Here is a 24818-nt window from a genome sequence, read left to right as displayed (position 1 = left end):
CTTGTGCTGCAATCATTTCCGATGACGCACATGCGCTACGGCTGCGTGCCACGTCCATCCCCAGCCCCTTGCGCGTCAGGCCATGGCACCACGAGGCTCAATCCCTTTGCACCCTCCCGCCTGCACGCACGGTTCACGAAGACGCGGAACGCGCCCCACGCTCCCTCCGGCAGCCCCGCGCTCAACTCCACGGCGTGCAGTTCGAGCTGCCGCTCGAGTTGCGCGAGCCGGGGGTCTTCATGCTCCTCTGGGCCCAGCACGAACGCGCAGTGTTCGCCGGACGTGATACTGGCCTCGAGCGCCTCTGGATGAAGGGCCGTGTAGAAGGATTGCCAGTAGCGCCCGTTGCGCAAGAGGTAGAGCTGAAGGACCTTGTACTGTGGCGAGATGAAGCTCTCGCGCCCGGGAGGCAGGGGCTCGGTATAGGGGCGAAGAAGCTCCGAGATCTCCTTGTACGGCGGCTGTGGCGTCGTGAAATCGTATGCCCCGAAGCCGGCGAGCGAGAGCGCGCAGAGGCCACCGGCGAGCTCAATCGCTCGCGCGCCGTCCAGGCGCGCCGCCGCATACGCCAGGAGCCAGGCGCCCCCCACCCCGAGCGCGTGCACGCCGACGTAGACGGGCGTGAGGTCATCGCGCTTGAGCCCCCTGGCATGCGCGGCCCCGATGAGGAGTACCGCCGCGGCCGAGAAGAGGCCCGCTATCAGGAGGGCTCGACGCTCCAGGCCGCCACTGGGCCCGGGGGTGCCCTCTCCGGAGAGAAGCGCCGAGACCCCCAGCCCGGCGAGGGCATAGAGGAACGGCAGGAGGCCCAGGATGTAGAGCGACTCCTTGATCGCGGGGAGCGAGAGGGGAATCAAGCTCGCGAGCCCCAAGCCGATGGTGGCGAGGAGCCCGGCTGTCGCGTGTGCACGCCGCTTCAAGGCGGGGAGCGCTGACAGCAGGAGGGGGACGAGGAAGAAATGCTCCCGGTAGAGAATCGCCGGGTAGTACCAGAAGGGATGAACCCATCCGGGAGGCACGCCCGCCCCATCCATCTTCGACCCTCCGATGCTCTGTCCCAGGAAGGGCGCGAAGTAGACCTGGGTGAGCCAGAGGGGAACATCCGCGGGTGACCGCAGGGCGACGAAGACGAGGTGGAGCGAGGCCGTGCCGAGAAAGCCGGCGGCGATGAGTGCGACGGCTCCCAACGCCAGACGCCGCCGCTGGAGACGCACGGTGGCGAGCAGCCCCAGCGACGCCAGCAAGAAGGGGGCGACGAGCCACAGCTTCGTCAGGAAACCAAGGCCGAGGCACGCGCCCCCCAGCAGGGAGTGCCACCTCCCGCCGGACAGCTCCCCTCGTGCAATCCAATACGTGCCCGCCATGCCCCACGCCACGAGGACCGGCTCCATCTCCAGCAGCCGGAACTGCCACAGGACGGTGGGCGAGATCGCCAGCAGGAGCGTGGTCAGGAGCGCGGCGCGGCGCTCCCACAGGGCGACCAGCCGGTAGGTGAAGAGGAGCGTGGCGGCCAGCGCCGCGAACGAGACGAGCCCCATGGCCTCGGGCCGGCCGCCCAGAGGACAGCCCCCGAGCGCGAGGAGCGCCGAATGAAAGGGCGTATTGCCAATGCCCGGCAGGTCATGGCCGGCCCAATCCTCCGAGCCACCGGGGATGTACGAGGGCCGCACCGCGAGCTCCAGCGAACGGCACATGTTGAGGGCCATCGTGCCATTGACGCCCTCGTCACCCGTCTCGATGCGCTTGAAGACGACGCCTCGCACGAATGCCAGGGCGAGGGACGCGATGACCACCGCCCGGACGACGAAGAGCAGCCGATCGCCGTGCTCACGCATGAGGGGACGCCAAGCAAGCCTCATTCCATCCCGAGGCATCGGGCTCCAGGCGTTCGACTCCTGCTTTCCCTTTCCGAGATGGTCCTTCATCCCGATTTGAGACAGCCGAGACGAGCCATCCGGTCACGCGCGTCCGCGCCGTGAATGCGGCGAGGCCTGCTCGCTCCCGCCGCGCGGGTATCAGTGCCACGAGGCTGACCGCGTGGCACGGATACCCGTCTTCGATGAGGCGATGCTCCGGTAACACTCGAGGGCAGGAGCACGCGTCATCCGCCTGCTCCCGCTCTCTCGCTAGAAGCTCAGGGTGACCAGCCCATCCGAACCCGCGGCGAGCCTGGCGCCACCGCGCCCAGCCGAACCGTAGTAGTCGGAACTCGAGGCACCTCCAGGGCTCTGTTCACTGCCTCCCTCGCTTCCGAGGAGAGTGGCCGAGGGGTGTACCCACGAGGAGCCGCCCCCGCCTCCGCCTCCCGTAAAGGTCCACTTCTGGCCTCCGCTTCCTCCGCCGTACAGCCCAGCGCCCCCGCCTCCGCTGCTACCGTTGCCATAATCGCCATAGCCTTGGCCGCCAGAGTGCTCGATGGCCGCGACCAGGGTGTCGCTACACGCCGGTCCTCCCCGGACCGCGCCACCACGACCCAGGCTCCCGTTCAGGCCGGGAACTGAGCACGTGCTGTAAGGACTGGTGCTGCCGGCCCCGCCCCCGCCTCCTCCGCCGCTCGGTTGACCGCCCTGGCCTCCCCCTGAGGCGTATTCATAAGCGCTGTTCGGGTTTCCAGGCTGTCCGACACCTCCAACGGCACCGCCTCCTCCCCCGGCACCGTCCAAGACGCTCCACCGGGTGGAGCAGCCGCTACAGCCATCCGTGCCCGCGCCGCCACCTCCCGCCGCCACCAGCATGAGCGCTCCGTTGCGGAAGACGTAGGAGGCGCCGCCGCCTCCTCCTCCTGCTTGCCCACGACCGCCGACACGTATCTCGAGCTGGTCGCCGGACGTGACGGGAAGCCTGGCAGAGCTCCAGGCGCCCCCGCCTCCAAGGCCGGGGTTACCGCCCCCGCCTCCAGCGCCCCAGAGGGAGAACGTCGCCACTGACCTTCCCGCGGGGACGGTGACGGTGGTCACCATCCCGCCCATGCTCCACGCCAGCGTGCACGCCACCGCGCTGCCGGAGCAGGTGCCCGCGCCATTGCACACGTCTCCGCTGGTGCAGGCATCAGCGTCGTCACAGGTGGTGCCCGCCGCCGTGGGGGCGTAGGAACAGGAGCCAGCGGAGCAGGTGCCCGCCGAGCTGTAACACGGGCCCGGTGGGCTGTTGCAGATCATGGCCGAGCCGCCGCAAACTCCCGAGCCGTTGCAGACGTCGCTCGTGGTGCAGGCGTTCCCGTCGTTGCATGCCGCCCCGCTCGTCTTGGGCGCGTAGGAGCAGGTGCCAGCCGAGCAGGTGCCCGTCGAGTTGTAGCAGGGGCCCGGCGGGGTGTTGCAGGTGATGGAGCCACACGAGTCCGCGTCATACAGTTCCGCCGTCGCGAGCGCGGAGCTGTTCGAGCCCCCGACGACGAGCACCTTGCCGAGCGGGGTGGAGTAAACGGCGGCGTGATCGGAGCGGGCCCCGAGCAGGGAGTTGGTGCTCGACCAGGTGTTGGTGGAGGCGTCGTACAGCTCGGCCGTGGCGAGGGTGACAGCACCCGGGCCCCGGCCGCCCGCGACGAGGACCTTGCCCGATACGAGGGTGGCGGTGTGGAAACCGCGCGCGCCGCTCAGCGTGCCGGCCGAGGCCCACGTGTTGGTGGAGGGATCATACAGCTCGGCGGTGGCGGTGAAATCCAGCGTGCCCGGCGCGCTGTCCTTCTGACCACCGACGACGAGAATCTTGCCGGAGGGAAGCTCCGTCGCCGTGTGGCCATAGCGGGCCGTCGTCATGGGGCGGCCGGAGGTCCAGGTGTTGGTGGTGGGCTCGTACAGCTCCGTCGTCGCCAGGCTGCCTCCCGCCCAGCCACCGGCGACCAAGACCTTGCCAGAGGCGAGCCGGACCGCGGTGTGACTGTAGCGGGGCTCGATCAGGGGAGCGGCGGTAGACCAGGTGCCGGTGGCCGTGTTGTAGAGATCCACCGTCCGCAGGGCTCCGCCACCCAGGCCTCCCACGACGAGAACCCTCTCTGGCAGGGACAACGCGGGGTTGGCCACCAGCAGCGTCGCCGTGTTGTAGCCGCGCGCATGGCTCATGCCGCCCGCAGCGGACCAGGAATTGGTCGCCGGGTCGTAGAGTTCCGCCGTGTGAGTGTAGCCAGACGGGGGTTGGAAGGTTTCTCCCCCCACCACGAGGACCTTGCCCGACGAGAGGCGCGTCGCCGTATGGGCCTCCCGGGCCAGGGCCAACGTTCCGGCCGGAGACCAGGTGGCCGATGCCGGCTCGTACGTGAGCGCCCCTGCCATCAGACTGCTGTAGCTCCACCCGCCGACGACGAGCACCTTGTTGGAGGCAAGCACCGTCGCAGAGTGATACCTGCGTTGCTCCGGCATTGAAGTCGTGGCGTTCCAGCCCGTGCCGACAGCGGCCTCCGATTGGCCAAACTCAAACTCCTCGGCCTCAGGGGGCAGTACGCTGCAACTGGCGACAATGAGCGCGAACACCGCTAACAGGGAGTTCGCCAAGCCCATCCCATGGATGGGTCTCTTACCGCGCATGGATTGACGCATCAGGTGCTGCTCCGGGGCGGCTTCCGCAATCACGTTGTGACTTACAGAAGGCGTCAGTGTATGTAAATGTGGCAGCGACCGTCTGTAAACCACTTTCACCCAGAGAGCAAATCACCCCCCAGGATGAAGCAAAGGAACACCGCCCCTGTGGTGATTGACGCGGGCGGACAAGTCGTTGCGAGCAGCGTCATCGTTGTTGCCGCAATCATTTCCAAAGACGCGCATGCGATACGACTGAGTGCCACGTCAATCCCGAGCCCATTCCGCGTCAGGCGATGGAGCCACGAGGCGGCCCTCCCCCAACCTCGGTGAATGACAGGTCGCCACGGGTGGGATCCAGGTCAGTTAACCTGCGGCCCCATGTTCTTCCCACGTGCCCTGCTCACCGGACTCCTCCTCGCGGCCCTGGCCCTGCCGGGCTGCAAGCGCAGCTCCCCGGACGAAGAGAAGCCCCCGGTGACCGAGGCCCCCAAGGTGGCCCCCGGCCCCTTCGCCCAGGCCGGGCTCACCGCGCCCACCACCGTGCCGGGCGTGCAGGACACGGGGACGGTGGACCTGCCGGCGCTGCGCGATGCCGTCGCCGACCCGCAGGCCGTCACCGAGCAGGAGCTCCTCCGGCTCGTGGCCGAGGCGAACTGGCGCGAAGGCCAGCCCGCCGGTGGGCCGGGCAACGCCGTACCCCAGGCCGGTGCACCGCGGCCGAGCGGCCGCCCCGCGCCCTCCGGGGCGCCGGAGGTGGACGAGTCCCTGGGCTCCGAGGAGATGGAGGCCGGGATGGCCCAGGCCCGTCCTCCCCCGCCCCCGGCCCCGGAGCCCATGCCCGTGGCGGAACCCGCCCCGAGGGCCGAGCCCTTGGCGGTCGATCGCCCCACCGAGGCTCCTGCGGCCGCCCTGGACAGGGATGAGCGAGAATTCGAGGAGCGTCCCCGCGTGCTGGAGCAGAAGCGGCGGGAGATCATCCAGATCATCAAGGGCAGCGCGTCGGAGCGCGCCTCCAGCGGTGGCCGCGGCGGTGGAGCCGCCCCGCGCATGGCAATGCGGGACGACGCCTCCCCCGAGAAGCCCAAGGAGAAGTCCAAGCCGGACGAGGCGCCCCGGCCGGTGCTGCCGAAGGTGGAGACGGCGCAGCGCGCGGCCAAGGTGCTGGTGCAGGACGACGAAGGCCGCTACCAGCCGCTGATGACGCGCGAGGTGCGCGTGGTGACGTACATCCAGGGCGCCCGCGCGCGCACGGTGGTGGACTACCTCTTCGAGAACAACACCTCGCGTGCGCTGGAAGGCACCTTCTACTACCCACTGCCGGGCGGGGCGACGGTGGCGGGCTTCGCGCTGTACTCGGGGGCGGTGGCGGTGGACTCGCCCTCGCTCTTCCAGTCCACGGAGTTGCTGCCGCCGCTGGGCGACACGGGCAAGGCGGAGACGCTGGTGGCGGCGGCCCCGCCGAGCCCGCCGGGAGCGAAGCGCTCGTGGGGTGAGCCGCAGGAGGCCCGCGTCGTCGAGCAGAAGCGCGCCCGCGAGGTGTACGAGGACGTGGTGCGCCGCAACGTGGACCCGGCGCTGCTGGAGTGGGCGGGCGCCTCCAACTTCAGCGCGCGCGTCTTCCCCCTGCCGCCGAAGTCCCTCAAGCGCGTGGTCATCGCCTACGAGCAGACGCTCCTCTTCGACGGCCAGCGTCTGCGCTACACGTGGCCGGTGCCACCGGGCGCGGGCAAGGGCCTCAAGGTGTCCGCACGCGTGCACGTGGACCCGAAGCAGGCGGGCGAGGTGGTGGTGGGCCCGGATACGGGCAAGCCGCTCACGCTCGGAACCTGGCAGGCGTGGGACTGGCCGAAGCTGACGGGGGACGGCGCGCTGGATGTGGCGCTCACACCCCGGAGCCCGGAGGCGGACGTGCTGGTGGGCGCGGATCCGGCGGGACTGGCCGGGCAGGCCTTCTTCACGCGGGTGCGGCTGCCGGAGCGGCTCACCTCGAGCAGCTCGGAGGCGGCCACGGGGCGGGCGGTGCTGGTGGTGGACACCTCGCTGTCCGCGGAGGACGGCAACGCCTGGGCGCTACAGGGTTCCATGCTGCGAGCGTTGCTGGAGAAGGACCCGAGCCTCACCGAGTATGCGGTGCTCCTCTTCGACGTGCGCCCGCGCTGGCTGCACGGCACGGGCTTCCGGCGCAACACACCCGAGGCACGCCAGCAGACGTTCGCCGAGCTGGAGCACGTCTTCCTCGAGGGCGCCTCCAACGTGGACGGCATGCTGGCCGAGCTGGACCGGTCCGGGCGCGACTGGCTGAAGCCCGCGGCGGGCGGCGGGCGGGTGACGGCCTTCCTGCTCTCGGACGGCAACGTCACCTGGGGACAGAGCAACGTGGAGGAGCTCATCTCGCGCCACCCGGCCGCGGAGACGCTGCGCTGGGTGAGCTACCGCTTCGGCGAGGCGGCGGTGAACACGGACCTCTTCGACGCGCTGGCGCGCTCGGGTGGAGGCCGGGTGGTGAACGTGCTCTCCGGCGCCGAGGTGGAGGCGGCGGCGCGCGCGCACCGGGCGGCCTCGGTGGTGCTCGCCCGGGTGGGCGTGAAGGGCGCGCAGGTGAAGGACCTGGTGGTGGCGGGCCGGCCGCACCTCGTCTACTCCGGGCAGGAGCTGCGGGTGGCGGGGCGGCTGGTGGGCGATGGCCAGGCGCAGCTGGAGGTGGTGACGCAGGCCGCGGGCGAGGAGCGCACGTTGGCGGTGCCGCTGCCGCGCGAGGAGGACAGCACCTTCGCCCCGCGCGCGTGGGCCGAGCTCTTCGTGTCACGGCTGGTGGCGTTGGATGACGTGAAGCTGGACCGGATGGTGGTGGCGCTCAGCCAGCACTACCGGCTGGCCAACGCGCGGGCCTCCATGCTGGTGCTGGAGTCGGAGGGGGACTACGTGCGCTACGCGGTGCGCGACGAGCAGCTGGACCTCACCGACCTGGACGCGCTGCGGCGGCAGCAGGAGGACCAGCGCCGGGACGAGCTGCTGGGGCTGTCGCTGGACGGCGTGCCGGACGCGGGCCGCGAGGTGCTGCGGGTGCTGAAGGAGAAGCAGCCGGAGCTGGGCTCGCGGATGAAGGCGCAGCCGCTGCGGGACGAGCCCTACGCGGGAGGCGAGGAGCGGCTGCAGGCGGAGCTGGCGTACCGGCGGGCGCGGCGGGACAACAAGGACGACGTGCTGGTGTACGAGGCGGTGGCGCGCAAGCGGGCCTTCTCGGGAGACACGTGGGGCGCGGTGCGGGCGCTCTCCTCGCCGGTGGAGCTGCGCCCGCGGGACGCGGAGGCGCTGCGGCTGGTGGGCTACGGGCTGCTGGCGCTCGGCCAGTTCCCGGCCGCCACGGAGCTCTTCGAGCACGTGCGGCTCAACCGTCCCTTCGAGCCCCAGTCCTACCTGGAAGAGGCCCTGGCCCTGGACGCCGCGGGGCGGCCCGCGGAGGCGGCGCGCAACTGGGAGATCGTCCTGGCCCGCGCCTGGAAGCGCCACGACTCGCAGACGAAGACGGTGGCGGCGTACCACTATGGCCGGATGCTGGCGGCGCTGGCGCGGCATCCCCGGCTGGCCGGGCAGTCGGCGGCGCTGGAGGCCCGGCGGCGCGAGCTCCAGCAGGCCGGAGAGCAGGCCCCCCTCGACTACCAGCTCACCACGCACTGGAACTCGGACGGGACGGACATCGACCTGTGGGTGATGGAGCCCAACGGCGAGAAGTGCTTCTACAGCCACAAGCAGACGTCCCTGGGCGGGCTGCTGCACTGGGACATCACCGACGGCCTGGGGCCGGAGCTGTACCACGCGCGCAAGGCGGCCCCGGGCACCTACTTCGTGCTGGTGCACTACTTCGGCAACAACTCGCAGCGGTACGCGGTGCCCACCGCCCTGCTGCTGGTGACGGACCGGGACGTCTTCTCCAAGGAGGACGCCTACCAGCGGCGCTTCCAGGTGCGCATCCTGCCCAGGCAGAACGCCCAGCTGCTGCTGCGGCGCGAGCAGCTGGTGCCGGCTCCAGCTCCGGTGGCGAAGTCGGAGGAGTGAGGCCCCTCCGGCCCTCCGTCACCAGGAGCAGTGCAGCTGGAAGTTCATCCCCGGCGACCGGCACGGCCCCAGCGTGACGGTGATGTGCACGCCGGGGATGCCCTGGGCGATCGCCGTGTAGGCCCCCAGCAGGAACGAGGGCCCCATCAGCTCGCGCTTCCACAGGAGCCGGGCATGGGTGGGTCCCTCGCGCTCGTACTTGCGCTCCCCGTACGTGACGAGCACCCGCGCCGACGACTGCGAGAGCGCCAGCCGCTCGTGGGGATCATTTCCCACGGCCAGGTGAGCGGCCCTGCTGAAAGGTGTGCCCTGGGTGATGCGCGTCACCCACCCGCCGAGCTCCTCCAGCGCCTGCGCGTAGGACAGCTCCCCCTGCTTCTCGATGAGGTCCGCCGCGGCACCCACCATCCGCAACAGGTCCGCCACCGGGTAGCGCTGCACGCCCACCCACGGCCGCAACGGCCAGGTGGAGGCCCGCACGCGATCCGCCTGCTCCCGGCCCAGGTGCTCCCGGATCGCCAGAAAGGTGTTCTCGCAGAAGATCCCGGAGATCTGCTCGTCCGGTGTGGCCAGCTCGATGCGCTGGGCCAGCGCCTCTCGTGTATCCGCGTCCATCGACTCCCTCTCGGAGCTGTGGCGGCTCAGCGCCCGGGGCCCAGGATGACGCGCAGCTCCTCGAGCATCTCCTGCTCGGCGGCCCGCAGCTTGCCGTCGCTGGCGATGAGCGCGCGAGCCGCCTCGAAGACCTCGTCCGGACGGCCGCGCAGCAGCCCCAGGTCCGGTGCCGGCAGCGCCACGCCCCCCTCCAGCGCCTTCTTGAGGGCCGCCACCTCCGGCTCCGGCACGCCCCAGCTTCGCGCCGCGCCGAGGATGGTCCCCACCTCCTGCACGTCGATCTGCCCATCGCTCCAAGCCAGTTGGAGCATCAACTTGAGCACCTCGGTATTGAAGTGATCCTCGGGGGTGGAGCTCGCCATAGGGGGCGCAGCCTCGCCGTTCCCGCCGCGAACGTCCATGGGGAGGAGGCGGCCCGGGAGCCCTGAAAGCCCGAGAGCCCCCACTTTCCAGCGGGCGGCCCGTCCCCGGCACCGTCCTCCGGCGCACACCCGGCGGCGGCGCGGTGCCCGTGCGCTGCCCACCCGCCGACACCCCACGCCGGGCCAATTCCTCGCAATCCCTCCATTCCCAGCAATCCCTTGCACCGGAGGGCCGGGGAGACACACCCCGGGGGCACGGCTCCACCCGGGCTGCAGAGCCGCCAGCCCGGCAAAAGCCTGACAACGCCCCACGCGCGCCCTGCAAGTCATTGATTGCCCGGCTCTACGTGGGAGCCGTTTTCCCTGAGATACAGCGGGGTTCCAGGGTCTCGGCCTGGAGGAGCGGACTTTTCCAGCCCCGCGCCCCGAGGCGGAGGGCATGAGCAAAGAATGGCACTGTCCGCCTTGACGAAATGGGGGTACGGGCGTTCTCTATTCATGCAAGGGATTACCCTCGTCGTGGAAGAGCACGATCACGGCGAGGCGGCGCCAGCAGCCGCCATCCCGAAGAGGGAGGAGGAGCCGCACATGCGTGGAGACGTGGAGACATCGGCCGGGGCGGGGGGGATCGCCGCGGGGACCTACTCGGGATATTCGCTGCACGCCGAGGGCCCGGAGAAGGGCATCAACCTCATCCTGTCCCAGCCCGGCATCAGCAGCAGCCGGGTGACACGGCTGAGCCCCACCGTGGTGTGGGCCCTGCCCGAGCCCGGCGCCGAGCTGCCTCCACGCGACCGCCTGTTGCAGCTGTTGTTGGATGACAACGGCCGCACCATCGGCCCGCTGCGGGGGGAGCTCTTCTGGAGCGATCCGCGCCGGTACGACGCGCCCATCGGCATCCAGCTGGTGGGGGTGACGCGGGATCAGGGCCGGCAGATCCTCTCCCTGCTGGACGTGGCGGCGCGCGAGGGACGGGCCCTGCCCGCCGTGTCGCCGCAGCCCATCGAGGAGGCCTTCGTCGAGCCCGAGCGCATCCGCTCCATCCTCAAGTCCGTGTGCGTGATGAAGCACGAGGGCCTGCTGCGGCAGCTGGGCCGGACGCTGCGCGTGTCGCTGGAGTACTTCGACGTGGCGTCCTCGCAGCTGCACTGGCGGCTGGAGGAGCCGGGGGCCAACTGGGGCACGGCGCCCTATGACATCGAGGTGGTGGGCCACAACACGGCCTACCGGATGCGCGTGCCGGCGCTGGAGACGCGGGGCGGCCGGATGGTGACGCCCCTGCCGCGGCGGCTGTGGAAGGTGCGCCACCGCTCGCACCGGCGAGTGCCCGCCCCCGCGGGGATGATGGCCCACTTCCACCACCCGCTGTGGGGCGAGCTGGGCGGGCTCGAGCGCGAGGTGGTGGACCTGTCCTTCAACGGCCTGTGCCTGCGCGGCACGCCCGAGGACCTCGTCTTCCCGGGGCTGCTGCTCCAGCCCCTCGAGCTGCGCAGCGCGAGCGGAGAGACCATCCTCCTGCGGGGCGAGGTCCGCTACGTGGGCGGCAAGCCCCAGGACGGGCAGCGGCTGTTCGGCCTCCAGGTGACGCCGCGCACGCCGGTGGACGAGGCGCGCTGGGTGCAGCTCGTCTCCCAGGCGCTCTGCCCCTCCACGCGTGGCGCGGAGGAGCTGCTCGAGCCGCTGTGGGAGCTCTTCGTGGACTCGGGCTACTTCAACCTCGCCGGCAAGACGACGGAGCACTTCGAGGAGCTGCGCGCCAGCTTCCTGGAGACGGGCCGCCACGCCGCGCGCCTGCCCCGGCTCTTCTGCCAGACGGTGTGGCCCTCGGAGCGCGGGGTGGAGGCCACGCTGTCCTCCGTGCGGCCCTACCGCCACACCTGGCTGGTGCACCAGCTGGCCAAGCGCCCCGGCAAGCCCGCCGTGGACCTGCCGCCCGGACAGATTCTCCGCGACATCCACGTGCGCACGCTGGAGCACACCCAGAGCGACCCCGACTTCCGCTGGCTCGTCGCCTACACCGAGTCCACCGTGCCCCTCATGGAGCGCGTCCACCACGTGTACGCGCGGGAGCACGAGGCCAGCGGCGAGGCCCTGGTGATGCCCGTGCGCCTGATGCACGTGAGCTGCGATGAGCCCAGCGGGCTGAGCGGCCACGGGTTCGAGCTTGGCCCGGCCCGCTTCGAGGAGAAGACGCGCCTGGCGGAGGAGATCGCCCGCACGCGCCCGGCCTGCTACGTGGACGCGTTCGACCTGTCGCGCGAGCGGTTGGATCTGCGCGACAGCATGGAGACGTGGCACGAGGCCGGGCTGGAGCGCGAGCGCCAGGTGCTGGTGGCGCGCCGCGACGGCGTGGCGGTGGCCGCCCTCCTCTTGGAGCTGGGGCAGCCGGGGACGAACCTCTTCCGCCTGCTGGACGTGGCGCGCCTGTTCCCGCTCACGCTCGAGGGGCCGGACGCCTACGTGGCGCTGCTGGACGCGGCCCGCGAGTGGTACGCACGGCGGGGCCGCAGCGCCTTCGTCTTCCTGCGCGAGGACGAGGACGACAGCTACGCCGCCGCCGCCCGGCTGCATGACGAGCCCGGCGCGAAGCCCTGCCTGTGGATGCTCTCCGCCCGGCTGCTGCCGGATTTCCTGGAGTACGTGAGCGAGGCGACCGTAGGCCGCCTGACGCCCGTGACTCCCACCGTTTGAAGTGCCGTTGCCGTCAGCCGTACCGAAGGAGTCGTCGCCATGAGTCTGGTCAAAGAGCTGTACGAGCCCTACGTCCTGCCCGCGCGAGCCCGCATCTCGACGGACCCCGTGATGCGCAGGCTGGTGGACCCCGCCATCGAGCCGGCGGTCCTCGAGCGTTTCTTCATCCAGTACCACTCGTTCGGCGTGTACATGACCGAGCCCGTGGAGGGGTGGATCCGCCGGGCGGGCCAGCGCTGCCTCCTGCTCGGCCTGGACTCGATTGGCAAGGGACTGCTCAAGCACTCCAAGCAGGAGTCCGGCCATCACCAGATGATGATCGACGACGTGGGGATGCTGGTGCGCCGCTGGAACGTCCGGCGCCGGGCCATGCTCCACACGGATCGGCTGCTGGCCCAGTACCCCACGGACGCGATGCGGGCCTACCGCCAGCTGCACGAGGCGACCATCGCCGGAGAGCTGCCGGCGGCGCAGATCGCCATCGAGTTCGAGATCGAGAACCTGTCGCTGGTGCTGGGGCCGCACCTGCTGTCCAACGTGGCGCGGGTGCTCGGCCGGGAGACGCTGGAGGGGCTCAGCTTCCTGCGCGAGCACGTGCAGCTGGACGTGGGCAGCACCAACTCGCGGATGATGGAGGAGCTGCTGCAGGTGATGCCGGAGAACGCCCGGACGCTCGCGGAGGCCGGCGCCGAGGCGCTCGACATCTACCTGCGCTTCCTCGGGGACTGCCTGCAGACGGCCGAGGCCGCGCTCTGGTCCCCGAACGAGGCGATGGCCGGCTGAGGCCCCGCCCCGCGCGGCTCAACGCCCGAAGATGGACTCGGGCCGGGTGAGGCCGCGCGCCTGGGCCAGCATCTGGAGGATGTCCTGGGGAGGCGCGTCCGCGGTGAGCAGCAGCGCGCGCACCGCCGTCTCCACCACGTCCTCGGCGCTGGGGCGCACCATGCCCCGGCGCGCGTCCTCCACCCGGCGCTGGCGGTAGACGTCGAAGTGCTCCATCACCCGCTGGGCCACGGACGCCATGGCCTTGTCCCCCGCCTCCACCCGCAGCTCCGCCTCGGTGCGCAGCTGCACCGGGTCCGCCAGCACGCCCACCTTGTCGTAGGCCTTGTTGGCCGCGTCCTCGTGCATGGCCGCGTAGTCCTCGCTGTGGGGCGATGCCGCCGCCGCGTCCTTGGACAGGGCCACCAGCCGCTCGGTGACGCTCGCGGTGATGGACAGCCGGTGCACCTCCACGTCATACGGGTACTCGGCGTAGACGGGCTCGTCCACCGTGAGGGGCTCGCGGTAGTAGGCGTCGCGGCCGCGCTGCACCTCGCGCCGCTGCGTCTCCGCGCCCTCCTGGGCCGTCTCCAGCCGGCGCTCCAGCTCCTGCGCCGCCGAGGCCCGCTGCGTCAGCGCGCTCTCCTCCGCCTCGCACTGGGGGTTGCAGCGCGAGGGGCTGCACTCCTTGGGCACCTCGCCGGGCTTGGCCTGGCCAAAGGCCCGCACGCACTCGGCCAGCGCGGTGCTGCACGCCTGGCGCTCGCGCGAGCGGCAGCGGCCCGCCACCTCGCGCGCCTGGGACAGCTCGTCCTGCTTGCGCAGGTAGTCGCGCAGCACGCCGGACAGCTTGCGCTCCACGTCCTCCAGCTTGCGCTCCTGCTCCAGCAGCACCGACTCCGTCTGCAGTCGGCGCGGGTTGGGCACCGCCTTGTTCGTCACCAGGTAGCGCTGCGACTTCTGCGCCTGCTCCACCGACTTCACCGGCATCACCCGCTCCACCGACAGCCCCAGGCGCACGCCCTCGTGGTCCTTGGGCGCCTCGGTGGTGATGACGCGGATGGGCACCTCCTGCGGCAGCAGCGCCGACAGCCGCCCAGGAGACAGCCGCTGCGCCACGTCCGGCGCCTCCGCCTTGTCCTCCGCCGGCCCCGTCACCACCACGAAGGCCACCTCGTCCTGCAGCTTGCGGCGCACCACCTCGGCGCGCTCCAGCGCCGCCGTGGCCCCCACCCGCTCCTGGTTGGCGCGCACGTACGCCAGCAGCGCGTTGCCCAGCTTGCCCTCCTCCTCCAGCCGCTGCGCGGTGTTGAACCACCGGCGCGCCAGCGCCGTCTGCACCGCCGTCACGCCCTTGCGCGCCGCCACGTGCCCCTCGTCCACCGCCAGCACCGCGTCGAACTCGGCCCGCGCGTCCTGCAGCCGCTCCTCCCGCAGCGCCTTCTGCGCCACCTCCACCCGCGCATCCAGCGTCTGCGTCAGCAGCGTGGCCGCCTCGCCATTCTCGCTGTCCAGTTGCAGCGCGCGCACCAGCAGCGGCGTGGCGCCGGCCAGGTCCCCCTCGGCATGCTTCGCCTTGGCGCCCGTGAGCACGTCCGCGCTCCACGCCTGGCGCAGCTTGAGCAGCTTCGCCTTCGCCTCCGCGTCCCCGGGCTCCGCGGCCAGGGCGCGCACGTAGGCGTCCTCGGCCTCGGCCCACTTCTGCTGGGCGGCGAACTCATCTCCCGCCTTGATGGCGCGGGCGAAGGGCGAACAGCCGGCGGCCGCGAGCACGAGGAGGCCCGTGAGGGCGAGCAGTCCCAGCCGGTGGGCCAGGGGCGACGAAGGAGGGTCGAGCAGGGAGCGCACGGGCGGCATTCTCGGGGAAAGCGCCAGCCGGAAGAAGCACCGAGTGCGGCCCCAGCAGGCAGGCGGGCAAGCCCTTGGAGACGGCGGTGTCACGGCCCCGCCACGAAGTGCCCGCTCGCTCGCCTGCTGTGTGGACGGGAAGGCTCCGCTTCCACCCCTTCCGCGCTCGGGAATGACGCGACGCACCAGTGGGTATGGAAGAGTCCCGAAAGGAGTGCCAGCGACATGGCCTGCTCACCGCCCAAACCCAATCCCACCGAGCTCCGCCTGCCCATGTGGGCGGACCACCATCGCGTCGAGGACTACCGCAACGTGCATTGCCGCTCCTACGCGAGGTGCATCGACGCGGCCGTGCGTGAGGACTGGGAAGGCTTCACCTGCCAGAAGTGCCCCATGTTCCATCAGGACGAAGCGCCGCACGCGGACCAGTACGCCTTCGACCAGCCGGCCGACAACGGCCGCCCGTAGTTCCAGCCGTCTCCCGGGTGGACCCACCCGGTTGTGCGCCAGCGCACGGGCGCCCCCACGCGCACCGTGCACTGGCACACGCGGGGCTCGGTCCCCGGTGCATTGGCCCACGCGCCCGTACACGGGGCCCTGGCCTTTCCACCCCGGCGACAGCACTTTGACGCGTCCTCACGAGCGGGCCACCCGCTGGAGACGCGATGATCCGACAGCTGCTGCTGTCCGAAACCAACTTCCGGGTTGAAGACGCGACGCCCTCGCACTCCGGTGCCTTCGTCCTGCTGGCCGAGGAGTTTCCCACCGTCACCGTGTGGCCCCTCACCCTGGACGGCCACGAGAACGTGCTGCGGCTGGACGCCCAGCAGTGGCGCGCCCCGGGGTTCGATCCCTACGACTGGGACGAGCGCGTCTTCGCCGCCGATGCCGCCGGGAGCCTCGTGGGCCATGACCTGGCCCTGCACATCACCGGCTCGCCACGCGAGGCCTTGGCCGCCACCGCCCTGGAAGTGCTCACCCGCTACCAGGGCCTCGTCGGCCGCCGCAACGGCGCCTCCGCGGGGCCGCTCTTCGAGAGCATCCTCGCGCGCCACCTGGCCCTGCATGACTTGAGCAAGCCGCTCGTCGTGGCGGACTACCGCCATGCACTGGACACCTGGCAGTGGGTGCTGCGGCTCGCGCCCCATGCGGACCTGGCCCTGCAGACGGCGGCCCTCTTCCACGACGTGGAGCGCCTGCTCTCCGAGGCCGACGCGCGCGTGGAGCACCACGCCCCGGACTACCAGGCCTTCAAGGATGCCCATGCCGCCCGCGGCGCGGACGTGGCGTGCGCGCTGCTCGCGGACATGGGCATGGACAAGGGCACCATCGAGCGCGTGCGCTGGCTCATCAGCCGCCACGAGCGTCCCGAGGGCGACATGAGCCTCACGCTCCTCAACGACGCGGACGCCCTGTCCTTCTTCTCGCTCAACGCCTCGGGCTTCGCCCGCTACTTCCCGGTCGAGCACACCCGCCGCAAGGTGGCCTATACGCTCGGACGGCTGCGCCCCAATCAGCGCTGGCGGCTGGCCCGCGTGCGGCTCGCGCCCCAGGTGCGCCGCCTCCTCGAGGAGGCCGTCGGGGCCATCACCATGCCCTCGACACTGCAGGAGTCGGCATGAAGCTCGTCCTCTCCCGAGGGGAGAGGGGTGAGTGGGGACAGGTCGGGTAGGTCGAGACGAGGTCGGGCGGGATGAGGTGGGGCGGGATGGGAGGCGGCGTGGAGAGAGCACCAGGAAGGAGGCCCGTGCATGCGGCCTCCTGATGAATCGACGTCCTTGGACAAATATCTGGGGGGGGACGGGCGCACCGTCGGAGACATCCTCGCGCCCCTGCTGCTGCCACCGCAGGCCATGCGGGGCTCGGTCCTCTTCGTGGCCGCGCATCCGAACGACGAGGTGCTGGGCGCTTCCTGGCTGATGCGCCGCAGTCCCGGCTGCCACGTCGTCCACGTCACCGATGGCGCTCCGAGGGACCCCTCGCTGCGCCCCGAGGGTGCACCGCCCGCTCGCGAGGCCTACGCACGCATCCGCGAGGAGGAGGCCTTCGCGGCCCTGGGCCTCGCCGGAGTGCCCCGGGACAACCTCTTCTCGCTCGGAGCGGTGGACCTGGAGGCCGCACAGGATCTCGCCACGCTCACCGGGTGCCTGGTGGCGTTGATCAAGGCCCTGCGCCCGGCGCTCCTCGTCGTCCACCCGTACGAGGGCCGTCATCCGGACCAGGACTCCGCCGCCTTCATCTCGCATGCGGCCGTGGCGCTGCTGGCCCGGGCAGGACGCACGCCCCCGGTCCTGCTGGAGATGGCGTCCGAGTTCCTCCCCGCACCGGATGGACGTCCGGTGGCCACGGTGGCCTTCACCGAGGCGGAGTGCGCCACCAAGCGGCGGATGCTCGCGTGCTACGCCTCGCAGGGCCGGGAGCTGCAGTCCTTCCCGGTGGGATGCGAGCGCTACCGGGCCGCTCCCCGCTACGACTTCACCCGTCCACCTCACGAGGGAGCACTCGAGTACGAGGCCTCCGGCTGGAGGATGACAGGCGCCCGCTGGCGGGAGCTGGCCCGCGCGGCGCTCGAGACGCTGAGACTTCCGGAGGCACCATGGCACTGAGCACGGACATCGGAACTCCCCACCTCCGGCCCGCGCGAGCACCCGCACCGCTCGAGGTGGAGGAGATCGTCTCCCTGCGGGGCCTCGAGCAGCTGCAGGGCGAGTGGCGCTGGTTGTGGACGCGCTGTCCCACGGCCACCACCTACCAGCGGCCGGAGTGGCTGCTGCCCTGGTACCGGAGCGCCGGCACGTCCTTCTCGCCGCGGCCGCCCTGGGTGGTGACGCTGCGCAGCGAGGGCCGCCTGGTGGGGCTCGCGCCACTGGCCATCCGGGAGGAGGACGGCGCCCGCGTGGTGCGGCTGCTCGGCGAGGGCAGCGCCGAGCACCTCGATGTGCTGATGGACCCGCTGCTGGCCCCGCATGGGGTGCGGACGCTGTTCGACTGGCTCGCCCGCAACGGCGAGCTCTGGGACACGTGCGTCTTCGAGCAGCTCCGGGAGGACTCGCCCCTGCTGCACACGCCCGTGCCCGAGGGCTGGGGCGAGCACATCGAGGCGAGGGATGTCTGTCCCCGGACGGGCCTCCACCACTACCGGCGCGTCCTCTGGCACGGGCCCGCGCGCAAGGTGTGAAACCCGGCACGGGGCGCCGCCAGAGACCTCAGCGACTCAGGCGCCCTGCAGGCGCGACTCGAGCCGCTTCGCCACGCGCGGCAGGTCGTCCGGCGCCTTCACCGGCTCGAACCGGCTGGTCGCCGGGTCCACGCGCTCCACCTCGATGAAGGCCACCGGCATCACCGGCTGGCCATCCGAGCGCGTGAGGCTGCTGGCCTCCGCCGTCACCTGCTCGAGCTGAATCACGGGCTTGTCGTCCACCTTCTTGGAGACGACCCGGTAGGGAATCGGGACTTCCTTCCCGATCATCGCCTCCAAATCGAAGGTGATGTTGTTGGTGGAGATGAACCCATGCTGCGCCGGGTCCACCTTCTCCACCAGCTGGAGCTGGCCCTTGAGCCGCACCGGCGCCGCGCCCGCGTCGAGCGCCCCGCTCGGGTTCTTGCGCGGCGTCACCTCCACCGTCATGGCCTTGCCCTGTTTGATGTGCAGCCCGATGACGACCGGGTCCAGCGTCGCCCCCAGGTTGTCCACGTTGGAGAAGTACACGTGGCGCACGCTGCGCCGGGCCAGCTCGTCACCCACGCCGCTCTCGCGCAGCGCCCGGAAGACGTCGCCATGCCCGGAGGGCGCGAACGACAGCTTGCCCTCCGCGTCCCGGAACAGCTCGCCGGTGGCCGTGAGCCGCGGCAGCATCCGCTGGCGGAAGAGGAACACGTTCTCCTGCAGCCGGTGATCCGCCAGGTACTCGGCGATCTCGTCATGCGTCAGGTAGGACGTCATCAGCGCCATGGGCACCGGACGCCCGTAACGCCGCCCGAGCTGGCGGGCCTCCTGCAGCTTGATCTCGAGGAAGGTCTTCCCGCCCACCACCTGCACGAGCCCCTTCACCCCGCCGCCGAAGCGCGTACCGGCACCACCGGCCACCACGAGCCCGGCCACGTGGCCCTTGCGGAACGCCTCCTCGCCGCGCGCCTTGCAGTCCTCGTACTCGGGGGTGCCCGGACGCGGCAGCGGCTGGATGTCCCCATCCTGCAGAGGCTGGAGGGAGCCCGCCAGCGGCGGGGCTTCGATGAGCTCGCCACGTTTGAACCGGGCGAGCAGCTCGCGGAAGCTCGCGGCGTCGAAACCGTCACGTGCGAGCTGGGGATTGTCGAGATCCGTATCCATCGGTTGACCTGTCACGGGTGCAAGGGTTCTGCGCACCTCCGCGGTACGCACTGTCCGCTCTGGACTCCCCAGGTCTCTCACGAACCCCGGCAGGGGGGAAGAGGTCTGTCCGGTCAGCTGCCAGACATTCAACGGGGGCGGGGCCGAGAGAGGCCACCCCGGCCCCAGAGAAATAGGCAGGAGGGGGGAGCCGTGACCGGGTAGCCTGCGCCGTGTGCGGAGGTGACGACGATGCGAGTCTTGGTGACCGGCGGTGCGGGTTACATCGGCAGCGTGGTGACGGAGGAACTGCTGCGGGGGGGTGACCAGGCCGTCGTCTACGACAGCCTCTACAAGGGCCACCGCGAGGCGGTGGTCGAGGGTGCGACCTTCGTGAAGGGGGACCTGCTCGACACCGCGCTGCTGCGCGAGACACTCGCCCAGCACCACATCGAGGCGGTGGTGCACATGGCAGCCGACTCGCTGGTAGGCGAGTCGGTGAAGGACCCCGCGAAGTACTACCGCACCAACGTCCTCGGGGGGCTCAGCCTGCTGGACGCCATGCGCGAGGCGGGCGTGAAGAACCTCGTCTTCTCGTCCACGGCGGCGGTGTATGGCGAGCCGGCCAAGCAGCCCATCGAGGAGAGCGACCCGACCGAGCCGACCAACCCGTATGGCGAGACGAAGCTCGCCTTCGAGCGGGCGCTGCGCTGGTACGACGCGGCGCACGGGCTGAAGTACGTGAGCCTGCGCTATTTCAATGCCGCCGGGGCCACCGAGCGCAGCGGCGAGCGCCATGACCCCGAGACCCACCTCATCCCGCTCGTGCTCCAGGCGGCGGCCGGCCTGCGCCCGCAGGTCACCGTCTTCGGAGATGACTACCCCACGCCGGATGGCACCTGCGTGCGCGACTACATTCACGTGGTGGACTTGGCGCAGGCGCACATCCTCGCGCTGCACGCCCTGGCCAAGGGCCACCCCAGCTCCATCTACAACCTGGGCTGCGGAGGCGAGGGCTACAGCGTGAAGCAGGTCATCGACTGCGCGCGCCGCGTCACGGGCAGGGACATTCCGGTGGCCAGGGGTCCGCGGCGGGCCGGAGATCCGGCGGTGCTCATCGCCAGCTCCGGGCGCATCACGCGCGAGCTGGGTTGGAAGCCCACGCAGCAGAAGCTCGACACCCTCGTCGAGTCCGCCTGGCGCTGGATGCAGCGACGCCACTGAGTCCCCTCCCCTTCGGGGGCTGTATCAGCATGTATCGGCCTGAAGGGATGCCCTCGCCCCCCCTGGGTCTCCTGTGACTGCGGCCTCCCCTGTCCGCCCGTGTGCTTTGGCAAGCTGGCCCCGAGGACAATGCGTCGTCCGTCGCTGGATGACAGCTTGCCCTTATGAGCCTGGCGATTCGGAAAGAGAGCGAGCTACGCGAGGTGGAAGAGGCTACCGGCCGACGGTGGGTGATCGTCGCCGCGGATGGCAAGGGTTGGTACGTCCGGCTCGAGGGCCGCCGCGGCCTCGACCGGTTTCCCAACGTGACGCAGGCCATCCACCGCGGGCGCAGGCTGGCGCACCAGCACAAGCCCTCGGGCCTTGTCGTCCGGTACACGGACGGTGAAGAAGAGGAGTCCTGCTACGAGCCCGCGGTGAGCCCGTAACGGCTCACTTCTCCGGGTCGCGAGAGGATCCTTCGCGCAGCACCGAGGAGCGCAGGCCCGCCGTGGCGGCGGCCGCCATGAAGCGGAGCACGAAGCGCGGATCTTCCATCATCCGCGCCACCTCGCCGCCCAGCTCCCGGAAGAGCGCGCGGTACGCCTCCATCTTCTCCGGGTCCGACAACGGAGAGGCGTGGCCCAGCATCGGCAGCCGCCGCTGCCACGCTGGCGAGCGCAGCAGGTGCGTGCGCACGAAGTCCAGCACGTCGATGCCCGTGGGAGGCATGAGCCCCACCGAGATGGAGATGGCCTCCTGGTCCGGCGCGGTCACCTCGTGCCAGTAGCCGCCGGGAATGTAGAGCCAGTCACCCGCTTCCAGCCGGCACTCCTGGATGGGAGTCCGCTCGCGCGAGGGGTTCATCTCGTCGGTGAGCGTCTCGTGCAGGGGCGTGGGGTTGAGCGTGTTCTGGCGCAGCAGGTAGCGCTTGGCCCCGGCGGTCTGGAAGATGAAGACCTCCTCCGGGTCGCAATGCCAGCCGAAGCTGCCGTGGCCCGCGGGCGTGCAATACACTTGCAGGTTGACGGTGCCCTGCAGCTCGGCGGAGAGGGTGCGCCCCAGCTCGGCCAGGCCGGCGTCGTACCGGTCCGGGTTGCGCAGGGCCAGCGAGTACCCCTCCTTGAAGAGCGCGCGGGCCTCGGCGGCGGTCGTGGGACGCGGGCCGCTCCGCAGCTTGCCGTCGCGCACCAGCAGCAGATCACACGCGGGCGTCTCGACGAGGCGATCGACGGTGGCCCAGGTGGCCAGTTCCCGCAGGTGCGCCGCGGTGGCGGGCTTCGCGAGGGGCTGTTTCTGGTAGTGCTCCTGGAGGAAGGTGGAGCGGGGAAGGTCGCCCAGGAGTGTATCGATGAGCATGGCGTGAGCTGACACGAGGGGGCCGAGGATGCACCTGTTCCCAGGAACAATCCAGGACACCCGCTCATGCCGTCCAGCGCCGCGTCAGTGGACCTGGGCCCCCGCCGCTTCCGCATGGGACGGAGCCTTCCGGCGGTGCTCGGACTTCTCGAGCCGCTCCTCCACTTCCTTGGCGAACCGGTGCGAGGGCTGGCGGGTCCGCAGGTCGTAGCTGTCGCCCTGGCTCAGCACGTGGAGCCGGACGTTGAAGAGCGAGAGGGCGCGGCTCGTCTCCTCCTCGGCCACGTTGGTGTACGTCGCGTCCTCGGCGTCGGCGACATAGACGGCGCCCGCGCCGATGACGGTGAAGCGCTCCTCGCGCTCGACGATGACCGCCGTGTCCTCGTCGATGCCCAGGCCGATGAAGCGCGGATTCTGGGCCACCGCGCCCAGGAGCCGGCCGATGCGCCCGCGCTCGGCGAAGTGCTGGTCGACGATGACGTCCCGGAGGAAGCCGAGCCCCGGGGCCATCTGCAGCGACTCGCCAATCTTGTGGCTCTCCCGGCTGGGGCCGGTCACGAGCATCGTCTCGGACATGGCCGCCGCGCCCGCCGAGGTACCCGCCACCGTGCCGCCCTTGCGGTAGAACTCCTCGACGGCGGCGCACAGCCGCGTGCCCGCGAAGCGCGTGGTGATCTTCAACTGCCCGCCGCCGGTGAAGAAGAAGGCATCGGCCCCTTCCAGCAGATGGAGCGGCGGATCGATCAGCAGGTCCGCGCGCCGCTCGATGTCGAGGTGGACGACGTCCGAGCACCCGAGCTCGCGGAAGGCGCGCTCATACGTCTTCCAAAGTTCCTGGGGCACGTCGCTGGCCACCGTACAGACCACCACGCGCCCGCGCTTCGCGCAGTCGGTCACCTGGCGCAGGATGAGCCGGTCGTTCTCCCGGTCCTCATGGCCCCCGATGATGATGAGGCGTCCGGAGACGGGCCGCCGTGTCTCGGCGGGCGCCATGGTGCGCGCCGGGGGGCCCCTCCCCGCGTCGCTCGGCCGCGTCATCTGGGTCCGGCGCTGCGCCACGCGCTCCCGTGAGCCATTCCCGTTCTTCTTCGTCCCGCGGGTCTTCCGTGCCATGTCACTCACTCCTCTCCTGGAGCGCGCTTCCCCCACCCGCGTCACTCTTCTCGGGGGACGGGACGATGGGGCGGCGCTCCTTCAGGTTGTAACGGTCTCCCCGGCCCAGGACGTGGACGCGCGCGTCATGGACGGTGAGGATCCTCTCGGGGTGCCTCTCGGAGAGACTGGTGAAGCGGATGCCCCGGCCGTCGATGACATAGACGGCGCCCGAGCCGAGGACGGTGAGCTCCTCGTCGTTCTCCGACACGAGCAGGGCGGTGTCCTCGTCGATGCCGATGCCCAGGTTGTGGGGATTCTGAGCGACGGCGCCCATCAGCCGCGCGAAGCGGCCCCGCTCGGTGAAGTGCGAATCCACGATGACGCCCTTGAGCAGCCCGAGCCCCGGGGCCATGGCCAGGGTCTTGAGGCAGGAGCGGTTGGTGGGTCCGCCGATGAGCATGGTCTCGGACATGGCCGCCGCGCCGGCCGAGGTCCCGACGATGGCCGCCCCCTCCTCGTGCAGCGCGAAGATGCGCTCCAGCAGCGGCGAGCCTCCCATCTGGCTGGTGATGCGCAGCTGGTCTCCCCCGGTGAAGAAGAGCACCGAGGCACCCGCGAGCTTCTCCACGTTGGCCGGCTCATAGGCCTGCTCGCGGTTGCGGATGTCGAGCACCTCCATCTGGCGCACGCCCAGCCGGCCGAAGGCCTTCTGGTAGATCTCCGCCAACGGCTCGGGCTCCATGGAGGCCACGGTGAGCACGACGATGCGTCCACCCTCCTCCTCCAGGGCCTTCCTCGCGGCCTGACGCAGGATGGCGCGCTCCTCGTCCGAGTCCTTCTTCTCGCTGCCGCCAATCACCAGCAGCTCGCCCCGGCGCCGCTGCGTCATGTCCCCCGGCCCTCCGGCGGAACGAACAGCTTCCCGTTTCCGACCCGCCGCCGCCCCCGCGTGAAGACGTGGACCACCTCCAGGGTGCGCGCATCCAGCAGCAGGAGATCCGCATCCATTCCCGGCGCCAGCCGTCCCTTCTGGCGCAGCTTCAGCGCCGCCGCGGGGTTGGCCGTGAAGAAGGGCAGCACCGTGTCCAGCGCCAGCCCGTGCTCGCGCACCGAGGCGACGAGCTCCTGGTGCAGCCGCGCCGGCTCCGCGCCCGCCGTGTGCGCATCGGAGGACACGGTGAGCCGCTCGGGCACGCCGCCATGCTCCAGGTAGTAGCGCAGCCACCGCCCCAGCCCCGGATCCACCGTGTCCATGTCGATATAGGCGCCCCGGCGCGAGAGGGCGATGGCGTCATCCAGCAGCTCGTCGGTGCGGTTGGCGTGCGTGGCGTAGAGGCACTCGGGCCGCACCTCGTAGTTGTCCAGCAGCTCGTGGAGCTGGGACATCCGGGCACGTCCCGGCCCCGTGTGGAAGTGGGTGACGCCGGCCTTGCCGGAGAGCGTGCCGCCCACCATGGTGTCGGCCACCACGCGCGCCAGCTCGGCGGTGCTCGCCTGGCTGGAGCGGGCATCCGCGATGGCCAGCTCGCCCACGCCGAGCACGCAGTCGATGAGCACCAGGTCCTCCATGACGGAGCCGGTGAGGGTGCGCGGCGGGAGGTGGAAGCCGCCGGTGTAGAGGAAGGCGCTCACCCCGCCCTCGGTGAGCTGCCGGGCCTTGCCCACCAGCGCGCCCAGGTGCCGCGTGGCGCTGTCCGTGCCCAGGCAGCCCACCACGGTGGTGATGCCCGCCAGCAGCAACTGCTCCAGCGTCACCTCGTGCATGCGGCTGGCGAAGCCCTTCTCCCCGCCCGCGCCGATGAGGTGCTCATGCGGGTCCACGAGGCCCGGCAGCACGAGACAGCCGCGCGCGTCCACCACCTCGCACGGAATCTCCAGGGACGTCAGCCGCGCCTCGTCCACCGGCCCCACGTGCGCGATGCGCTCTCCCACCAGCAGCACCGGCTGGACGCCCGCCGGGGCCGGGGTGTGGAGCTCGCCATCGCGGATGAGCGTGAGCATCGG

Annotated in this window: 19 protein-coding genes; 9 read left to right on the top strand and 10 right to left on the bottom strand. The window is 71.0% G+C overall.

Annotated features, from left to right (window positions below; translation table 11 throughout):
• Positions 1-35 precede the first annotated feature (35 nt).
• Positions 36-1835 (bottom strand): glycosyltransferase family 39 protein, encoded by a 1800-nt coding sequence (locus NR798_RS05950; protein ID WP_375770441.1) that lies wholly within the window; start codon positions 1833-1835, stop codon positions 36-38.
• A gap of 291 nt (positions 1836-2126) precedes the next feature.
• Complete coding sequence (locus NR798_RS05945) at positions 2127-4322, bottom strand: Kelch repeat-containing protein (RefSeq protein WP_375770440.1); 2196 nt, start codon at positions 4320-4322, stop codon at positions 2127-2129.
• A gap of 570 nt (positions 4323-4892) precedes the next feature.
• Between NR798_RS05945 and NR798_RS05940 the strand changes: the two genes are divergently transcribed.
• Positions 4893-8570, top strand: a complete 3678-nt coding sequence (locus NR798_RS05940; RefSeq protein WP_375770439.1) for a DUF2135 domain-containing protein — start codon at positions 4893-4895, stop codon at positions 8568-8570.
• A gap of 18 nt (positions 8571-8588) precedes the next feature.
• Here NR798_RS05940 and NR798_RS05935 read toward each other — a convergent pair whose 3' ends face one another.
• Positions 8589-9185 (bottom strand): DUF2378 family protein, encoded by a 597-nt coding sequence (locus NR798_RS05935; RefSeq protein WP_375770438.1) that lies wholly within the window; start codon positions 9183-9185, stop codon positions 8589-8591.
• 26 nt (positions 9186-9211) lie between these two features.
• Entirely contained in the window at positions 9212-9547 is a 336-nt protein-coding gene (locus tag NR798_RS05930) for a TerB family tellurite resistance protein (protein WP_375770437.1), read from the bottom strand.
• Between the two features lie 588 nt (positions 9548-10135).
• Between NR798_RS05930 and NR798_RS05925 the strand changes: the two genes are divergently transcribed.
• Positions 10136-12238 (top strand): hypothetical protein, encoded by a 2103-nt coding sequence (locus NR798_RS05925; protein ID WP_375770436.1) that lies wholly within the window; start codon positions 10136-10138, stop codon positions 12236-12238.
• Positions 12239-12277: 39 nt separating this feature from the next.
• Entirely contained in the window at positions 12278-13021 is a 744-nt protein-coding gene (locus tag NR798_RS05920; RefSeq protein WP_375770435.1) for a hypothetical protein, read from the top strand.
• 18 nt (positions 13022-13039) lie between these two features.
• Here NR798_RS05920 and traC read toward each other — a convergent pair whose 3' ends face one another.
• A complete protein-coding gene (traC, locus tag NR798_RS05915; protein WP_375770434.1) occupies positions 13040-14857 on the bottom strand; it encodes an outer membrane exchange accessory lipoprotein TraC in 1818 nt (605 codons plus the stop codon).
• A 216-nt stretch (positions 14858-15073) separates the two neighbouring features.
• Here traC and NR798_RS05910 point away from each other — a divergent pair, with 216 nt between their 5' ends.
• The 4 genes from NR798_RS05910 to NR798_RS05895 all read left to right on the top strand — a co-directional run bounded on the left by NR798_RS05910 (position 15074) and on the right by NR798_RS05895 (position 18026).
• Positions 15074-15316, top strand: coding sequence for a hypothetical protein (locus NR798_RS05910; protein WP_375770433.1), 243 nt, complete (start codon positions 15074-15076; stop codon positions 15314-15316).
• A gap of 197 nt (positions 15317-15513) precedes the next feature.
• Positions 15514-16470 carry a DUF4202 family protein gene (locus tag NR798_RS05905; protein ID WP_375770432.1) on the top strand — a complete coding sequence of 319 codons (957 nt, stop codon included), beginning with the start codon at positions 15514-15516 and terminating at the stop codon, positions 16468-16470.
• Positions 16471-16599: 129 nt separating this feature from the next.
• On the top strand, positions 16600-17454 hold the full coding sequence (locus NR798_RS05900) for a PIG-L deacetylase family protein (RefSeq protein ID WP_375770431.1): 855 nt from the start codon (positions 16600-16602) through the stop codon (positions 17452-17454).
• On the top strand, positions 17445-18026 hold the full coding sequence (locus NR798_RS05895) for a GNAT family N-acetyltransferase (protein WP_375770430.1): 582 nt from the start codon (positions 17445-17447) through the stop codon (positions 18024-18026). The genes NR798_RS05900 and NR798_RS05895 overlap by 10 nt, the downstream gene beginning before the upstream one ends.
• A gap of 36 nt (positions 18027-18062) precedes the next feature.
• Here the strand turns inward: NR798_RS05895 and NR798_RS05890 are convergent, their stop codons facing one another.
• Positions 18063-19178 (bottom strand): UTP--glucose-1-phosphate uridylyltransferase, encoded by a 1116-nt coding sequence (locus tag NR798_RS05890; protein WP_375770429.1) that lies wholly within the window; start codon positions 19176-19178, stop codon positions 18063-18065.
• A 231-nt stretch (positions 19179-19409) separates the two neighbouring features.
• Here NR798_RS05890 and galE point away from each other — a divergent pair, with 231 nt between their 5' ends.
• The gene (galE, locus tag NR798_RS05885) at positions 19410-20381 is read left to right on the top strand and encodes a UDP-glucose 4-epimerase GalE (protein ID WP_375770428.1); all 972 of its coding nucleotides are present in this window, start codon (positions 19410-19412) and stop codon (positions 20379-20381) included.
• Between the two features lie 164 nt (positions 20382-20545).
• Positions 20546-20809 (top strand): DUF2188 domain-containing protein, encoded by a 264-nt coding sequence (locus NR798_RS05880; protein WP_375770427.1) that lies wholly within the window; start codon positions 20546-20548, stop codon positions 20807-20809.
• 4 nt (positions 20810-20813) lie between these two features.
• Here NR798_RS05880 and NR798_RS05875 read toward each other — a convergent pair whose 3' ends face one another.
• The 4 genes from NR798_RS05875 to NR798_RS05860 form a co-directional block, all read right to left on the bottom strand.
• Positions 20814-21719: a JmjC domain-containing protein gene (locus tag NR798_RS05875; protein WP_375770426.1), complete on the bottom strand. Its 906-nt coding sequence runs from the start codon at positions 21717-21719 to the stop codon at positions 20814-20816.
• An 84-nt stretch (positions 21720-21803) separates the two neighbouring features.
• On the bottom strand, positions 21804-22832 hold the full coding sequence (locus NR798_RS05870) for a cyanophycinase (RefSeq protein ID WP_375770425.1): 1029 nt from the start codon (positions 22830-22832) through the stop codon (positions 21804-21806).
• Position 22833: 1 nt separating this feature from the next.
• Positions 22834-23703, bottom strand: coding sequence for a cyanophycinase (locus tag NR798_RS05865; protein WP_375770424.1), 870 nt, complete (start codon positions 23701-23703; stop codon positions 22834-22836).
• Complete coding sequence (locus tag NR798_RS05860) at positions 23700-24815, bottom strand: amidohydrolase family protein (RefSeq protein WP_375770423.1); 1116 nt, start codon at positions 24813-24815, stop codon at positions 23700-23702. The genes NR798_RS05865 and NR798_RS05860 overlap by 4 nt, the downstream gene beginning before the upstream one ends.
• Between the last annotated feature and the right edge of the window lie 3 nt (positions 24816-24818).

Origin of the sequence: Archangium gephyra (assembly GCF_042230915.1) — a bacterium.
Taxonomy (GTDB): Bacteria; Myxococcota; Myxococcia; order Myxococcales; family Myxococcaceae; genus Archangium; species Archangium gephyra_B.
Note: the sequence above shows the minus strand (reverse complement) of the source record. Positions and strands in the feature narration are given on the sequence as shown.

Bases quoted from the DNA above. Each gene is read 5' to 3' on its own strand.
- NR798_RS05890 (WP_375770429.1), bottom strand. From the start codon at position 19,178: ATGGATACGGATCTCGACAATCCCCAGCTCGCACGTGACGGTTTCGAC.
- NR798_RS05925 (WP_375770436.1), top strand. From the start codon at position 10,136: ATGCGTGGAGACGTGGAGACATCGGCCGGGGCGGGGGGGATCGCCGCG.
- traC (WP_375770434.1), bottom strand. From the start codon at position 14,857: ATGCCGCCCGTGCGCTCCCTGCTCGACCCTCCTTCGTCGCCCCTGGCC.
- galE (WP_375770428.1), top strand. From the start codon at position 19,410: ATGCGAGTCTTGGTGACCGGCGGTGCGGGTTACATCGGCAGCGTGGTG.
- NR798_RS05880 (WP_375770427.1), top strand. From the start codon at position 20,546: ATGAGCCTGGCGATTCGGAAAGAGAGCGAGCTACGCGAGGTGGAAGAG.
- NR798_RS05920 (WP_375770435.1), top strand. From the start codon at position 12,278: ATGAGTCTGGTCAAAGAGCTGTACGAGCCCTACGTCCTGCCCGCGCGA.
- NR798_RS05935 (WP_375770438.1), bottom strand. From the start codon at position 9,185: ATGGACGCGGATACACGAGAGGCGCTGGCCCAGCGCATCGAGCTGGCC.
- NR798_RS05950 (WP_375770441.1), bottom strand. From the start codon at position 1,835: ATGCGTGAGCACGGCGATCGGCTGCTCTTCGTCGTCCGGGCGGTGGTC.
- NR798_RS05940 (WP_375770439.1), top strand. From the start codon at position 4,893: ATGTTCTTCCCACGTGCCCTGCTCACCGGACTCCTCCTCGCGGCCCTG.
- NR798_RS05930 (WP_375770437.1), bottom strand. From the start codon at position 9,547: ATGGCGAGCTCCACCCCCGAGGATCACTTCAATACCGAGGTGCTCAAG.
- NR798_RS05900 (WP_375770431.1), top strand. From the start codon at position 16,600: ATGCGGCCTCCTGATGAATCGACGTCCTTGGACAAATATCTGGGGGGG.
- NR798_RS05905 (WP_375770432.1), top strand. From the start codon at position 15,514: ATGATCCGACAGCTGCTGCTGTCCGAAACCAACTTCCGGGTTGAAGAC.
- NR798_RS05895 (WP_375770430.1), top strand. From the start codon at position 17,445: ATGGCACTGAGCACGGACATCGGAACTCCCCACCTCCGGCCCGCGCGA.
- NR798_RS05860 (WP_375770423.1), bottom strand. From the start codon at position 24,815: ATGCTCACGCTCATCCGCGATGGCGAGCTCCACACCCCGGCCCCGGCG.
- NR798_RS05865 (WP_375770424.1), bottom strand. From the start codon at position 23,703: ATGACGCAGCGGCGCCGGGGCGAGCTGCTGGTGATTGGCGGCAGCGAG.
- NR798_RS05875 (WP_375770426.1), bottom strand. From the start codon at position 21,719: ATGCTCATCGATACACTCCTGGGCGACCTTCCCCGCTCCACCTTCCTC.
- NR798_RS05910 (WP_375770433.1), top strand. From the start codon at position 15,074: ATGGCCTGCTCACCGCCCAAACCCAATCCCACCGAGCTCCGCCTGCCC.
- NR798_RS05870 (WP_375770425.1), bottom strand. From the start codon at position 22,832: ATGGCACGGAAGACCCGCGGGACGAAGAAGAACGGGAATGGCTCACGG.